Source organism: Actinomadura sp. K4S16 (genome assembly GCF_008327685.1).
Lineage (GTDB): Bacteria > Actinomycetota > Actinomycetes > Streptosporangiales > Streptosporangiaceae > Spirillospora.
The window spans coordinates 890,686-905,007 of record NZ_BDDE01000010.1 but is presented as its reverse complement, the minus strand read 5'-3'; the positions used below and the strand labels follow the sequence as shown (position 1 = coordinate 905,007).

General features: G+C 72.7%; 16 protein-coding genes. 14 read left to right on the top strand and 2 right to left on the bottom strand.

Annotated elements, in window-relative coordinates; genetic code table 11:
- Window positions 1-132: 132 nt before the first annotated feature.
- From K4S16_RS46710 to K4S16_RS04975, 4 genes are read left to right on the top strand one after another with little or no spacing between them, the layout of a single operon-like run.
- Complete coding sequence (locus tag K4S16_RS46710) at window positions 133-726, top strand: gas vesicle protein (RefSeq protein WP_305790866.1); 594 nt, start codon at window positions 133-135, stop codon at window positions 724-726.
- Between the two features lie 19 nt (window positions 727-745).
- Window positions 746-1,702: a gas vesicle protein gene (locus K4S16_RS04985; protein WP_200841688.1), complete on the top strand. Its 957-nt coding sequence runs from the start codon at window positions 746-748 to the stop codon at window positions 1,700-1,702.
- Window positions 1,686-2,015: a gas vesicle protein K gene (locus K4S16_RS04980; protein ID WP_149257555.1), complete on the top strand. Its 330-nt coding sequence runs from the start codon at window positions 1,686-1,688 to the stop codon at window positions 2,013-2,015. Before K4S16_RS04985 ends, K4S16_RS04980 begins: the two co-directional genes overlap by 17 nt.
- Entirely contained in the window at window positions 2,012-2,824 is an 813-nt protein-coding gene (locus K4S16_RS04975; RefSeq protein WP_149257554.1) for a GvpL/GvpF family gas vesicle protein, read from the top strand. The genes K4S16_RS04980 and K4S16_RS04975 overlap by 4 nt, the downstream gene beginning before the upstream one ends.
- Before the next feature lie 234 nt (window positions 2,825-3,058).
- Here K4S16_RS04975 and K4S16_RS04970 read toward each other — a convergent pair whose 3' ends face one another.
- Window positions 3,059-4,309, bottom strand: coding sequence for a molecular chaperone DnaJ (locus K4S16_RS04970; protein WP_149257553.1), 1,251 nt, complete (start codon window positions 4,307-4,309; stop codon window positions 3,059-3,061).
- 219 nt (window positions 4,310-4,528) lie between these two features.
- On the opposite strand from K4S16_RS04970, the gene K4S16_RS04965 reads away from it, so the two are divergent.
- From K4S16_RS04965 to K4S16_RS04925, 10 genes are all read left to right on the top strand, one after another.
- A complete protein-coding gene (locus K4S16_RS04965; RefSeq protein ID WP_149257552.1) occupies window positions 4,529-5,104 on the top strand; it encodes a TerD family protein in 576 nt (191 codons plus the stop codon).
- Window positions 5,105-5,153: 49 nt separating this feature from the next.
- Window positions 5,154-5,732 (top strand): TerD family protein, encoded by a 579-nt coding sequence (locus tag K4S16_RS04960; protein WP_149257551.1) that lies wholly within the window; start codon window positions 5,154-5,156, stop codon window positions 5,730-5,732.
- Between the two features lie 62 nt (window positions 5,733-5,794).
- Window positions 5,795-6,931, top strand: coding sequence for a DUF475 domain-containing protein (locus K4S16_RS04955; RefSeq protein WP_149257550.1), 1,137 nt, complete (start codon window positions 5,795-5,797; stop codon window positions 6,929-6,931).
- A gap of 51 nt (window positions 6,932-6,982) precedes the next feature.
- A complete protein-coding gene (locus K4S16_RS04950; protein ID WP_149257549.1) occupies window positions 6,983-7,561 on the top strand; it encodes a TerD family protein in 579 nt (192 codons plus the stop codon).
- A gap of 96 nt (window positions 7,562-7,657) precedes the next feature.
- Window positions 7,658-8,827: an HpcH/HpaI aldolase/citrate lyase family protein gene (locus tag K4S16_RS04945; protein ID WP_149257548.1), complete on the top strand. Its 1,170-nt coding sequence runs from the start codon at window positions 7,658-7,660 to the stop codon at window positions 8,825-8,827.
- Window positions 8,824-10,179 carry a phosphoribosyltransferase family protein gene (locus tag K4S16_RS44960; protein WP_200841687.1) on the top strand — a complete coding sequence of 452 codons (1,356 nt, stop codon included), beginning with the start codon at window positions 8,824-8,826 and terminating at the stop codon, window positions 10,177-10,179. Before K4S16_RS04945 ends, K4S16_RS44960 begins: the two co-directional genes overlap by 4 nt.
- Window positions 10,176-11,288 carry a cysteine protease StiP family protein gene (locus tag K4S16_RS44955; RefSeq protein ID WP_235036574.1) on the top strand — a complete coding sequence of 371 codons (1,113 nt, stop codon included), beginning with the start codon at window positions 10,176-10,178 and terminating at the stop codon, window positions 11,286-11,288. The genes K4S16_RS44960 and K4S16_RS44955 overlap by 4 nt, the downstream gene beginning before the upstream one ends.
- Complete coding sequence (locus tag K4S16_RS04935; protein ID WP_149257547.1) at window positions 11,285-12,121, top strand: HAD family hydrolase; 837 nt, start codon at window positions 11,285-11,287, stop codon at window positions 12,119-12,121. The genes K4S16_RS44955 and K4S16_RS04935 overlap by 4 nt, the downstream gene beginning before the upstream one ends.
- Before the next feature lie 96 nt (window positions 12,122-12,217).
- Window positions 12,218-13,537, top strand: a complete 1,320-nt coding sequence (locus tag K4S16_RS04930; protein WP_149257546.1) for a hypothetical protein — start codon at window positions 12,218-12,220, stop codon at window positions 13,535-13,537.
- A 17-nt stretch (window positions 13,538-13,554) separates the two neighbouring features.
- Window positions 13,555-14,049, top strand: a complete 495-nt coding sequence (locus tag K4S16_RS04925) for a hypothetical protein (RefSeq protein WP_149257545.1) — start codon at window positions 13,555-13,557, stop codon at window positions 14,047-14,049.
- Here K4S16_RS04925 and K4S16_RS04920 read toward each other — a convergent pair.
- On the bottom strand, window positions 14,046-14,309 hold the full coding sequence (locus tag K4S16_RS04920) for a YtxH domain-containing protein (protein WP_149257544.1): 264 nt from the start codon (window positions 14,307-14,309) through the stop codon (window positions 14,046-14,048). The two genes, K4S16_RS04925 and K4S16_RS04920, sit on opposite strands and share 4 nt — an antisense overlap.
- Window positions 14,310-14,322: the final 13 nt, after the last annotated feature.

Below are 14,322 nucleotides of genomic sequence, written 5' to 3'. Positions count from 1 at the left end.
GTTCCCGAGCGGTGAGCGTCCGATGACCCACGGCTTCGTTTCCGGATACGGCCATGCGCTGGATCGCGGCCACCGAGTTCTGGTGGGTTGATCCGCTAATCAGTGGATAAAAGGGCATGTATTCATGTCGGCGTGGGACTTCCGCGTGCGACGAGTGCGCACCGCAAACCGGACGAGGACGTGATGGACGAAGAGAGGCAGCCGGCGGGAACGCGGCGGTCGGGCCGGAGCGACGAGGTGGTCCGCCCCACCTCGATCGAACGCGCGCGCCCCGCCTCGACCGTGTCCGCACGGGACCTGAGCGGGCGCCCGATCGGCACGCGGCGCCCTATGGAGCCGCAGCGCGGCGGCGAGGGCGGCCTGGCCCACGTGGTGGAGGTCCTGCTGGACAAGGGGCTGGTGATCAATGCCGACATCATGGTGTCGGTCGCCGGCGTGGAGCTGCTCGGGATCCGGCTGCGGGCGGCGCTGGCCTCCTTCGAGACCGCGGCGCGCTACGGCCTGGAGTTCCCCTCGGGGACGAACCTGGAGACGGCCGCCTGGAAGGAGACCGAGGACCCGAAGGAGACCTGCCCCGAGTGCGGCAAGCGGTCTCCCACCAAGCAGCTGCTGGAGGAGTACTGCCCGTGGTGCGGCTGGCGCAGCGCCAGGTCGCTGACCGAGGCCGCCCGCGCGGACGGCGCGGGCGACGCGGACGGCGCGTCACAGGACGGCGATGCCGGCTGAGATGCGCACCGGATCTCCGATGACGGCGCCGTCCGCGCCGCTGCGCCCCACCCGCGACCCCCAGGTCACCTTGGACGACCTGCTGGAGGTCGTGCTGAACAAGGGCGCGGTGCTGCATCTGGACCTCATCATCGCGGTCGCCGACATCCCGCTGATCGGGGTCAACCTGCGCGCGGCCATCGCCGGCATGGAGACCATGCTGGAGTACGGGCTGCTGCGGCAGTGGGACGCCGACACGCGCGCCTGGGCCGAGCGCGCCACCGCGGCGACGCCCGAGCTGGAGGAGGGTGAGCGGGTGGTGATCCGGTCGTTCGGCGGCCACTATGACGACACCGGCCTGTCCCACGTCTGGCGGCCCGGCACCCTCTTCCTCACCGACCGGCGCATCCTGGTCTACCGGCGCGAGCCGCGCGAGGCGCTCTGGGAGGCCCGGCTGGAGGACGTGGCCGCCACCCGCCTGCAGAGCGAGCGGACGGTCGGAGGCGAGGAGCGGCTGCGGGTGCGCGTGGAGCTGGCCGGCGGGGGCGGCGCCCTGCTGTCGGCCGCGAACCCCGGGGAGTTCGACGAGAGCCTGCGCCGGATCGCCCCGCACGTCCGGTCGCGCGAGCCCCGGCCCCTCGTCGCGGACGACGACGCCCCCGAGTGCGAGGGCCATGTCTGGTACCACGAACCGCGCCGGGACGGCGCCGTGTGGCGCGGCGGCCGGGCCCGCCTGGAGAACGGCCGCCTGACCTGGAAGGCGCCGACCGACGGGCGTCCGGCCGTCGTCCTTGACATCGGCCGGATCAGCGACGTGCGGCTCGAACCCGGCTCCACGCCGTCGGGCGGCCTGGACCGCCTGGTCGTGGAAGCGCCGGGGGAGAGGATCGTGCTGGCCACCGAGGAGGCGCCGCGCTGGATGCGGGCCCTGGCACCGAACGCCCCGGCCGCCGGCGCCGGCCCTGACCGGAAGGAGGCCCATGGCCATCACCGTTGACGAGAACAGCCTGAAGAACGGCGTGCTCACGCTCGTCGTCACCCTGGTCGAGGTGATCCAGGAGGCGCTGGAGCGGCAGGCCGTGCGCCGGATGGAGGGCGGCGACCTCACCACCGAGGAGCTGAACCGGCTGGGCGACGCCCTGCTGGAGCTGGACGAGGCCATGGAGGAGATCAAGGCCGACCACGGCATCACCGCCTCGGTGGCGGACCTGCACCGCGGCCTGGACGAGGTCGTGGACGAGGTGGTCGACCGGCTGGCCAACCCCCGGCGCTGGGCCGAGGAGATCGAAGGCGGGAGCGAGCGGCGGTGACCGGCGAAGCGCTGTACGTGTACGGGCTGGTCGCCGATCCTCCGGAGGGCGCCGAGCCGCCGGGGGAGGGCATCGACGGCGCGCCGCTGCGGCTGGTCCGCGCCGAGGACTGCGGGCTGGCGGCCCTCGTCCACGAGGCCCCGACGCAGCCCTACCAGGGTCCGGACGACGAGGTCCGCCGCTGGATCCGCGCCCACGACGACGCCCTGGAGGGCATGCGGCGCGCGGCGGGCGGCGTGCTCCCGATGACCTTCAACGTGCTGGTCGCCCCCGGCCCGGACGGCGACGCCGCGAGCCGGCTGCGCGCCTGGCTGCGGCAGAACCGCGACGACCTGCGCGCCCGCCTCGACCGGCTGCGCGGGCGCGCCGAGTACCGTGTGGAGATCGCGCTGGAGTCCGCGGCCGTGCCGACCGGCGACGCCTCCGTGCAGGAGATCGAGGAGCGCATGCGCGACAGCTCGCCGGGCCTGCGCCGACTGCTCGGCAAGCAGCTGGAGGCCAAGCGCAGGGCCGCGGCCGAGTCCTTCGCCGACGAGCTGCACGCCGACGCCCGGCGGCGGCTCGGCGCCGTCGCCGAGGACCTGGCCGACCGCCGGGCCGCGGCGCGCCGTCCCGAGGAGACTGAAGTGCTCTCGCTTGCCCTGCTGGTGCACGACGACGAGGTCGACAACGTGGGGCTCATCCTCTCCGACCTCCAGGAGAGCCATCCCGCCGTCCGCGTGCGCTTCCTCGGTCCGTGGCCCCCCTACTCCTTCACGGGGGACGAGCTCGCGACACCGGACGCCGCCCGCGCCGCGCCCTCGCGCTGAGGCACGCCCGCTACCTGCCGGACCGCCGGCCGGCGGCCCGGCAGGCTGCCTCGCGGCTAGGGCCTGCCTCGAAGTGGCCTTGGCCACGCGCGCGAACGCGTGACCTGGCCGGTGGAGCGAAGCCGGAGGCGAGCGGAACCGGGCAGATCGCGAAGCGATGCCGCGTTCGCCCAGGCACGGTCACGTAGCGAGCCGCCAGGCGAGCGAAGTGGGCCGGGACTGTGTTAACACTGCCTAGCGCTGCTGGGCTCGCTCCGAGCGGATCCGCGTGACGACGTCGCCGGCGGCCGTCTTGATCGACTCCAGCTCCTGGAGGTAGGCCCAGTAGTCGGGATGGGCGCCGGTGAGCCGCTGCGGCGCCCTCTCCAGCCGATCGACGAGCGAGTCGAGCACGCGGGCGTGCTGGGGCGGGGGGCCGCCGGGCTGCGCCATGGCGAGCCGCTGGGCGTCGCGCACCGCGAACCGGACGCTCTCGGCGGGCTTCGCCGGATCCTCGGCGACCGCCCTCAGCTCCTCCACCCGCCCGGTGACCTGCCCGGCGCGGCGGTCGGCGGCGTTCAGCTCGGTGCGCGCGGCGGTGAGCGACTGCTGCGCCTGCTTCCACTCGGTGCGGTTCGCGTGCGCGGACGCCTCGTTCAGCCGCTCGCGGGCCCGGGTGACGGCCGCCTCGATCGACTCGGGGGCGCCCCTGAGGTCCTGCCAGCACGCCTGCGAGTAGCCGCGCACCAGGACGCGCATCGCCTCCTGGACGGGCCCCACGCGGTTCGCGACGGCGTCCGCCCGCGTCCGGACGGAGGCGAGCGAGTTGCGGACCTTCTGCGCCAGCAGGGGCAGCTCCGCGGCCGCCTCCCGCGCCCGCTCGGCGATGCCGCGGACCTCCTCGGCCTTGCGGATGGCGCCGTCGAGGCCGAGCCCGCCGAGCCCCTGCGAGCCGAGCTGCGCGAGGACCTGCTTGGCGCGCCCCAGCTCCGCCTCCGGATCGGAGGCGTCCATCCCGGCGGCCTTCGCCGCGGCCACGGCCGCGTCGGCGGCGGCGACGGCGTCGCGGGCGGCGGTGAGCCGGGGCGGGAGCTGGTCGAGCGCGGACTCCAGCCGGGCCATCTGCGGGGCGAGGCGCTCGGCGAAGCCGTTCAGATCGTGGGTGATCTTCTGCAGCCGCTCGGTGGACGCGACGAACGCGCGCCGCGCGGCGTCGTACTCGGCCGGTGACCGGTCCCGGTCATCGAGATCGTGGGCGTCCAGGACGGAGATGTAGGCGACCGAGGCGGCGTCGGCGGCCTCGGAGAGCCGGGTGAACTCCCGGCGGGCGGGCTCGGCGGCCCTGGCGTCCAGGTCCTCGAACACGGTGACCCGGCCGTCGATGTACTTCTGCGCCTGGTCCATGTCGTAGAAGGCGGACGCGGCCGCCTCCCTGGCCTCGACGGCGCCGGCCGCCGCCTGTGCCCCGCGGCCGCCCCGGCGGCGCTGGTCGCCCGGTCCCCGCAACGCAGCCTCCCTTCGTCCGCCCCCAGTCTTGCGCAACCCGCCCGGGTTTCGTCCATCCGCGAAGGCGGCCGGGGGCGGGAGGACGGCCGGGCGGCGGCCGAATCACAAATATTGTCGCCATCCCTTCATAAAGGATGGAACGGATAGCATCGCTGCTACGTCGATAAGGCTGGGCGCCGGTTCGGCGTCCGATCCGGCATGCGATCTTGGAGGCTCATCGTGCCCGTCAGCCTGAGCAAAGGCGGCAACGTCTCGCTCACCAAGCAGGCCCCCGGCCTGTCCGCGGTGACCGTCGGTCTCGGCTGGGACCTGCGCACGACCACCGGGACCGATTTCGACCTGGACGCCTCCGCGATGGTCCTGGACGCCTCCGGAAAGATCATCACCGACCAGCACTTCGTCTTCTTCAACAACCTGCGCACCCCGGACGGCGCCGTCGAGCACACCGGCGACAACACCACCGGCGCGGGCGAGGGCGACGACGAGCAGCTCAAGGTCAACTTCGGCGCGATGCCCGCCACGGCCGAGCGGGTCGCGTTCGCGGTGTCGATCTACGACGCCGACAGCCGCGGGCAGAACTTCGGGCAGGTCCGCAACGCCTTCATCCGGGTGCTGAACCAGGCCGACGGCGCGGAGATGGCGCGCTACGACCTCACCGAGGACGCGTCGATGGAGACCGCGATGGTCTTCGGCGAGCTGTACCGCAACGGGACGGAATGGAAGTTCAGGGCGGTGGGCCAGGGCTACGCGTCGGGCCTGGCCGGCATCGCGGCGGACTTCGGCGTCAACATCTGAGCAGTCTGAACAGCCCGAACGGACCAGACAGGAAGGGAGCAGCCCGCACATGGGGGTCTCACTCGCCAAGGGCGGCAACGTCTCGCTGACGAAGGCCGCGCCGAACCTCACCGCGGTCACCGTCGGCCTCGGATGGGACGTCCGCGCCACCACCGGCGCCGACTTCGACCTGGACGCCTCCGCGCTGATGCTGGCGAGCACCGGCAAGGTCATGTCGGACCAGCACTTCGTGTTCTTCAACAACCTGCGCAGCCCGGACGGCTCGGTGGAGCACACCGGCGACAACCTGACCGGTGAGGGCGAGGGCGACGACGAGTCGATCAACGTCGACCTCCGCGCGGTGCCGGCCGAGTGCGACCGCATCGTGTTCCCCGTCTCGATCTACGACGCCGACAACCGGCAGCAGAGCTTCGGGCAGGTCCGCAACGCCTTCATCCGGATCGTCAACCGGACCGACGGCAACGAGCTCGCCCGCTTCGACCTCACCGAGGACGCCTCCACCGAGACGGCGATGGTCTTCGGTGAGCTCTACCGGCACAGCGGCGAATGGAAGTTCAGGGCCGTCGGACAGGGGTACGCCTCCGGTCTGGCGGGCATCGCGATGGACTTCGGCGTCAACGTCGGCTGAGTGCCGGCGCCCCCGCAATCCGGCCGCACCGCCCGGCCGTCCTTCCTAGCAGAAATACGCGCATGATTCTTCGCACCTTCGGGTGGTCCTTCGGCGTCACGGTCGTCGGCCTGCTCCTCGCCCTGCTCTACGACGGGCCGACCGGGCTCGCCCTGGTCGCCGTTCTGGCCGTCCTCGAGGTCTCGCTGTCGTTCGACAACGCCGTGGTGAACGCCAAGGTGCTCGACCGGATGAGCGCCTTCTGGCAGAAGATCTTCCTCACCGTCGGCATCGCGATCGCGGTGTTCGGGATGCGGCTGGTCTTCCCCCTGCTGATCGTGGGGATCACGGCCAAGCTGTCCCCCGTCGAGGCGTTCGACCTGGCCCTCAACGACTCGCACCGCTACCACCAGCTGATGAACGACGCCTACCCGATGATCGCGGCGTTCGGCGGCATGTTCCTGTTGATGCTGTTCCTGGACTTCGTGTTCGAGGAGCGCGCCGACAAGTGGCTGCCGTGGCTGGAGCGGCCGCTCGCCCGCATCGGCAAGCTGGACCAGCTGTCGGTCGTGGTGGCGGGCGGCTCGCTGGCGTTCGTGGCGTGGCTGGCGGCCTCCGACCCGGGCAGCGTCATGATCGCGGGCGTGCTCGGCATGGTGACCTACATCCTGGTCAACGGGCTCGGCGAGCTGTTCTCCGAGGCGAGCGAGGACGACGACGAGGACGACGGCGAGAACGAGGACGAGGCCGGCGCGGAGGCCGGGAAGGGCGGCGGGCGGTCCGGGCCGAGCTCCCTGGCCCTCGCCACCGGCAAGGCGGGGTTCTTCCTCTTCCTGTACCTGGAGGTGCTGGACGCCTCGTTCAGCTTCGACGGCGTCATCGGGGCCTTCGCCATCAGCACCGACCCGATCGTCATCGCGCTGGGCCTCGGCATCGGCGCCATGTACATCCGGTCCCTCACGGTCTTCCTGGTCCGCAAGGGCACCCTGCACGAGTACGTCTACCTGGAGCACGGCGCGCACTGGGCGATCGGCGCCCTCGCGGTCTGCATGCTGGTCAGCATCGGCCACCACGTCCCCGAGTGGATCACCGGTGGGCTCGGCGCCGGGCTGATCATCGCCGCGTTCGCCAGTTCCGTGGTCCGCAACCGCAGCCACGGCGGCGACTCGCCCGACTCGGCGGCGGGCGGCGACCGGCCGCTGCACTCCACCCAGGTCTGACCGGCGTACCTCCGACCCCGCGACATACATCGATCATCGAAGGAGTCGACGATGTCCATATCGCTGCAGAAGGGGCAGAAGGTCTCGCTGGCCAAGCCGGGCGGTGGCACCCTGACCAGAGTCAAGATGGGCCTCGGCTGGGACGCCGTCGCCAAGAAGGGGCTGTTCGGCAAGGGCAAGGCGCAGTCCATCGACCTGGACGCTTCGTGCCTGCTGTTCGACGCCTCCGGCAACCTCGCCGACCAGGTTTGGTTCCGGCAGCTGCGCAGCACGGACGGCTCCGTCCAGCACACCGGCGACAACCTGACCGGCGCGGGCGAGGGCGACGACGAGGTCATCAACGTCGACCTGCAGAGCGTCCCCGCGAACGTGACCCAGCTGGTGTTCACCGTGAACTCCTTCACCGGCCAGGACTTCACCCAGATCGCCAACGCGTTCTGCCGGCTGGTGGACGAGAGCACCGGCCAGGAGATCGCGCGCTACGACCTGAGCGGCGCGGGGCAGCACAACGCGCAGATCATGGCCAAGGTGTCGCGGGACGGGCAGGGCTGGTCGATGACCGCGATCGGCGCGACCGCGACCGGCCGCACGTTCCAGCACCTGCTCCCGGCCGTGGCGACGCACCTGTGACCCGGCAGACCCGGCACCGCTCCGCCGTGCACCGCTTCGCCGCCCGGGCACGACCCTCGGCGCCCCCCGCCGAAAGCACCGTCTGACGAGGGGTTCATGCGGCATTTCGACCACATCGACGCCGCGCGTCGCAAGCACCTGTTCTACCGTCATCCGCGCCCGTTCGGCCGGCACGACGACCCGGCCGTGCTGGCGGTCGCGCTCGGCGCGACGCTGTACTGCCCCGCCACGCGCCCGCTCCTCGCCGCCGACATCGAACGGGCGGCGAGGCGGGGCGTGATGAGCATGGTGGTGTGCCTGGAGGACGCGATCGCCGACGACGAGGTCGAGGCCGGCGAGGCCAACCTCGTGACGCAGCTGCGCACGCTGCACGGCTCTTCCGAGACGCCTGGCGCGGAGGTCCCGCTGCTGTTCGTCCGCGTCCGCGACCCCCGGCAGATCGGCGACCTGATCCGCCGGCTCGGCGACGCGGCGGAGCTCGTCAGCGGGTTCGTGCTGCCCAAGTTCACCGCGTCGGGCGGTGGAGCGTTCCTGGACGGGCTGGCGGACGCGGGCGACGCCTCCGGGCTGCGGCTGCTGGCGATGCCGGTGATCGAGAGCCCGGAGGCCGTGTACGCCGAGACGCGCGCGGAGATGCTGCACGACGTGGCGCGGCTCCTCGCCAAGCACCGGTCGCGGATCCTCGCCGTCCGGCTGGGGGCGACCGACATGTCCGCCGCGTACGGGCTGCGCCGCCCGCCCGACCTGACGATCTACGACATCCGGCCGGTCGCGGGCGTGATCTGCGACGTGGTGAACATCCTCGGCCGCGCCGACGGCACCGGCTACGTGGTGACCGGGCCCGTGTGGGAGTACTTCTCGCAGGGGGAGCGGATGTTCAAACCGCAGCTGCGGCAGTCGCCGTTCGAGCGGCAGCACGCCGCGCCGCTGCGGCAGCGGCTCATCACCTCCGACCTGGACGGGCTGATCCGCGAGGTGCACCTCGACAAGGCGAACGGGCTCACCGGCAAGACCGTGATCCATCCGAGCCACGTCGCGGCCGTCCACGCCCTGTCGGTGGTGACGCACGAGGAGTACAGCGACGCCGCCGACATCCTCGGCGTCGCCGGGGGAGGGGCGATGGCCAGCTCCTACGCCAACAAGATGAACGAGGCCAAACCGCACCGCGCGTGGGCGCAGCGGCTGATGCTGCGCGCCCAGGTGTTCGGGGTGGCGGCGGAGGGCGTCACGTTCGTCGAGCTGCTGGAAGCGGCGGACAGCCGGTGACCGCTTCCTGGGTGGCCGCGCGGCTGGGCGTGCGCCTGGTGGACGGCGCGCGGCCCGCAGGCGCCGGGCTCTCGTCCCTCGTCGGGCTCGCCGTGCGCCGCAATCCGAAACGCGCGCACCTGCTGGTGTCCGCCGTGCTGGGCAAGCACGTGCCGACCGATCCGCGCCTGGTGTACGGGTCCGGGCTGCTGCTTGGCGAGCTTGTGCGCGCGCGCCTGCGAGGCGACGAGCCGTCCCGTCCTGGTTCGCTTCTCTTGGACGGCCTGCGCGGCGAGCCGAACGCCGCCACCGCGCTACGTGACCTCCTGCGCGTTCCGCAGGCCCCCGTGGACGCGATCGTCCTGGGCTATGCCGAGACCGCGACGGCCTTGGGGCATTCGGTGGCGGACGCTCTAGGCGGCGCCTACTACCTGCACTCCACGCGGCGTCCCGTTGAGGGGTTCGCCCCCTACGGCGGGTTCGAGGAAGAGCACAGCCACGCAACGAGTCATCTGCTGCTGCCCGCCGATCCCGCGCCGCTCGATCGCGACGTACCGGTGGTGCTGGTGGACGACGAGCTCTCCACCGGCCGGACGGTGCTGAACACCATCGAGGCCCTGCACGCCGTCCGTCCCAGGAGGCATTACGTGCTCGCGGCCCTGGTCGACCTGCGCGGCCCTGCCGACCGGGCCCGCATGGACGCTCTAGCCGCTCGCCTGGGGGCTCGCATAGACGCGGTGGCGCTGGCCGGGGGACAGGTCGAGCTTCCTGAGGGCGTCCTTGAGGCGGGCAGGGCGATCGTCGCTGGGATCTCGTCCCCGTCCGCCATGCCTGAGGGCGGGCCGGGCCTCGACGTCACCCGGGTCGAGATGGATTGGCCCGCCGGACTGCCGGACGGCGGACGCCACGGGTTCCTGCCCGACTACCGGGCGCGGCTGGAGAAGGAACTGGCCCGGATGGGCGACGCCCTCGCGGCGGGCCTCGGAGAGGCGTCCCGCGTTCTCGTCCTCGGATTCGAGGAGCTGATGTACGCGCCGCTGCGCCTCGCGGAGGCGCTCGCCGACGCCCGGCCGGACGTGGACGTCCGCTACTCGACGACGACGCGTTCCCCCGTACTGGCCGTGGACGACCCGGGTTACGCGATCAGGACCCGCCTGGTCTTCCCGTCCCATGACGACCCCGCCGATGGGCCGGGGGAGCGGTACGCCTACAACGTCGCCCCTGGGACGGGGCAACGCCCCTTCGACAGGATCGTGTTCGTGGTGGACGACGTCGGCGACACCCAGGCGCTCGCCGGCGGCCTCCTGGAACGGCTGCGCGCGCTCGCCCCTGTGACGGTCGCCACTGTCCCGTCCTATAGGAGGGCATCGTGAAGCCGCTGTACGGGCCGGCCTTCGGCAGCTACCCGGCCGAGGACGTCGCCTGGCTCCTCAAGGATCTCTCCCATGCGCGGCTGGAAGCGCCCACGGAGGAACGCGAGGCGGCCATCCAGTCGGGACGGGCGCACTACGCCGAGTCGCTTCCGGTCGAGTACCAGCCGGGTCCGGAGTACCGGAAGCTCTTCCACGAGGCCCTGGACGCGTCCGCCGAGCGGCTCGCCTACGCGACCGGGCTGGTCACCGAGATGATCCTCGCCGAGCGCGGGCCGGACGCCGTCCTGGTGTCGCTGGCGCGTGCCGGGACGCCGGTCGGCGTCCTGATGCGCCGCTGGGCGCGGTTCGCCCACGGCCTCGACGTCCCGCACTACGCGGTCAGCATCGTCCGGGGGCGGGGCATCGACACGGTCGCGCTGCGGTACCTCGCCGAGCACCACGACCCGGCGTCCGTCATGTTCGTGGACGGCTGGACCGGCAAGGGCGCCATCACCAAGGAACTGACCGCCGCCTTGGCGGCGCACCCGTTCCCGTCCGATCTCGCCGTGCTGGCAGACCCGGGGCGGTGCACCTCCCTGTACGGCACCCGGGACGACTTCCTGATCCCGTCCGCCTGCCTCAACTCGACCGTGTCGGGCCTGGTGAGCCGCACGGTCCTGAACGACTCCCTCATCGGGCCCGGCGACTTCCACGGCGCGAAGTTCTACGCCGAGCTGGCCCCGGACGACGTGTCGGAGGTCTTCCTCACCGCGGTCTGCGCGCGGTTCGAGGAGGTCGCCGAACGCGTCGCCAAGGACCTGCCGGAGCTCCGCGCTGCCGACCGCGCGCCCGACTGGTCGGGATGGGAGGCCGTCCGGCGCTGCGCCGACGCGGAGGGCATCGACGACCTGAACCTCGTCAAGCCGGGGATCGGCGAGACCACGCGGGTGCTGCTGCGGCGCGTCCCGTGGAAGGTGCTCGTGCGCGCCGACGCCCATCAGGAGGTCGCCCACATCAAGCTGCTCGCCCGAGAGCGCGGGGTGCCCGTCCACGAGGTCGAGCCAGACCGGTTCCCCTACGCGTGCATGGGGTTCATCCATCCCCGGTTCGGCAAGGGGGCCGTTCAGTGACCGTCCTGGTGTGCTCCGACCTGGACCGCACGCTCATCTACTCGACCGCGGCCTTCGCCTTGGACGGCCCAGACGAGACCATGCCGCGGCTGCTGTGCGTGGAGTTCTACCAAGGCGCCCCGCTCTCGTACATGACCGAAGCCTCCGCGCGCGCACTGGAGGCCCTCACGGCCGCGGCCGCGTTCGTCCCGACGACGACGCGCACCTCTGAGCAGTACCGGCGCGTGAACCTGCTGGAGAAGCCGCCCCGGTACGCCATCTGCGCGAACGGCGGCCACATCCTCGTGGACGGCGAGGACGACCCTGACTGGGCGGCGGCCGTCCGGGAACGGCTCGCCGACGGGTGCGCGCCGCTCGCGGACGTCCGGGATCACCTCGCCCGCAACGGCGGCGACTTCGTCCTCAAGCGGCGCACCGCGTCCGACCTGTTCGCCTACACCGTCGTGGACCGGGCCGCGCTCCCGCCCGGCTGGGTCGAGGACCTCACCGGATGGTGCGCCGAACGCGGCTGGCGCACGTCCCTCCAGGGCCGCAAGGTCTACTGCCTGCCCGCCGGCCTGACCAAGGCCGCCGCCGCCCGGGAGGTCGCCCGCCGCGCCGGCGCGTCCACGATGATCGCCGCAGGGGACGCGCTCCTGGACGCCGAGCTGCTGGCCGCCGCCGACCTGTCGATCCGCCCCGCCCACGGGGAGCTGCACGACACCGGCTGGACGGCCCCGGCCACCGCCGTCACCGCCGCGCGCGGCATCGCCGCCGGCGAGGAGATCGCGCAGTGGCTCCTGGCGCGGGCGGCGGCACCGCAAATATTCACCGGACGGGCCCCCGTCCGGTAGACAACCGTCGCTGCCCCGGGGGTCGCCGTGACCGCGATCTGAGGCGACAATCAAGAGGCACCCTTCTCGCGCGCAGGGGGAGGCCACCTGGATCACATGAGCTCCCGTCTCACCGGCGACGAGACCGCGCTGTGGAAGGCCGCGGCCCGGGTCCTCGACGCGAACTGGACGGGCACCGCCACCGCCGCCTCGCCCGGCCTCTACCCGCACCAGTGGAGCTGGGACTCGGCCTTCATCAGCATGGGCCTCGCCCGCCACCGGCACGACCGGGCCGAGGCCGAGCTGCTCTCCCTGTTCCGCGGCCAGTGGGCGGACGGGATGGTCCCCCACATCGTGTTCAACACGAGCCTCGACCGGCGCGCCTTCTTCCCCGGCCCCGAACTGTGGCGCAGCGACCGGCAGCCCGGCGCCCCGCGCGGCGTCCACACCTCCGGCCTCACCCAGCCGCCGCTGCACGCCCTCAGCGCCCTCCGCCTGCACGAGTGCGCCGCAGACAGGGACGGCAGCCGGGCGTTCCTGGCCCGCCTGTACCCGATGCTGACGGCCCAGCACGGCTACCTCGCCCGCTGCCGCGACCTCGACTCCAGCGGCCTCATCGCCATCTGCCACCCCTGGGAGTCGGGCCTCGACAACAGCCCCGCCTGGGACCGTCCCCTCGGCGCGCTCCCGCTCCCGCCGTCCTCCTACGCACCCGGCCTGCGCCCCCACACCCTGCCGACCGGCGAGGACTACGACCGCTACGTCCGGCTCGTCGCGCTCATGCGGGACGCGGGCTACCGGCCCGGCTACCTCCGCGACACGCACCCGTTCGCCGTCGAGGACCCCCTCGTCAACGCCGTCTACCTCGCCTCCACGCACGCCCTCGCCGCCATCGCCGAGATCATCGGCGCCGACCCCGTCCCGCACCGCGAACGCGCCGAGCGCGTCCACCGCGCCGTCCTCGACCGGCTCTGGGACGCCGAGACCGGCTGCTTCCGCGCCCGCGACCTGCGCGACGACCGGCTGCTGCCCGTCGTCACCGCCGGCTCGTTCGGCCCGCTGCTCGACCCCGAACTCCCCGAACCGGTCGTCCGGAGCCTCGTCGACCTCCTGCTGTCGGCGCGCTTCGCCGGCGCCGCCGGCTACCCCGTACCCACCTGCGACATCCAGGCCCCCGCGTTCGACCGCGCCGGCTACTGGCGCGGCCCCACCTGGATCAGCACCAACTGGCTCGTCTGGTACGGCGCCCTAGGCCACGGCCTGCCCGTCGTCGCCGACCTGCTCTACGGCTCCACCATGCGGCTCGTCCGCCAGTCCGGGTTCCGCGAGTTCTTCGACCCGTTCGACGGAACCGGGCGCGGCAGCCACGACTACGCCTGGTCGGCGGCGCTCGTCCTCGACCTCCTCGGGGCCCGCCGCGCCCCCCAGGCCGCCTGATCGCCTACCGTGGGGGCATGCGCCTACACCGGGGCCCCCTGCCCGCCGCGGTCCGCGACGCGCTCGCGCTCGAACGCGGCGAACGCGTCCTCGCGGCGGCCCCCACCCGCGGCGGCTCCTACGTCACCGCCACCGTCCTCGCCCTGCACGTGCCGACCCCCTCCGGCGGCTTCACCCGCATCCCCTGGGAACGCGTCGACCACGCCACCTGGAAGGACGGCTGGCTGCACGTCAAGGAGACCTCCGGCGGCGGCGAGCACCACGTCCGCCTCACCGACCCCGGCTCGGTGCCCGAGACCGTCCGGGAGCGCGTCACCGCCACCATCGCCGTCACCCACCAGGCGGCCCTGCCCGGGGGCGGCAAGGTGCGCATCGCCGGCCGGCGCCCCGCTGCCGGCGGCGATGTGCGCTGGACGTTCGTCTTCGATGCGGGGCTCGACCCGTCCGACCCGGGCCTACGCGCCCAGGCCGAACAGGTCCTCGAAGAGCTGCGCCGTCAGACCGGCCTCTAGCCGGGGTACGGCTGCTCCTCCTTGCGGCCCCCCGTCACCTGCTCGGGCACGCGGTCCTTCAGGTGGCCCGCCTTGTCACGCGCGACCTCGGCGAACGTCTCGCCCTTCGACCGCAGCTTCCCCGCGGCCTCCTGCACGTTCGGGTTCTCCGAGACCTGCTTGGACAGCTGCCTGAGCTGCTCGTACCGCTCACGTCCGGCCTTCGTCCCGAAGACGTAGCCGACCGCGGCGCCTGCGATGAACATCGTGCGAGCCTTCATGTCCAACTCCTAC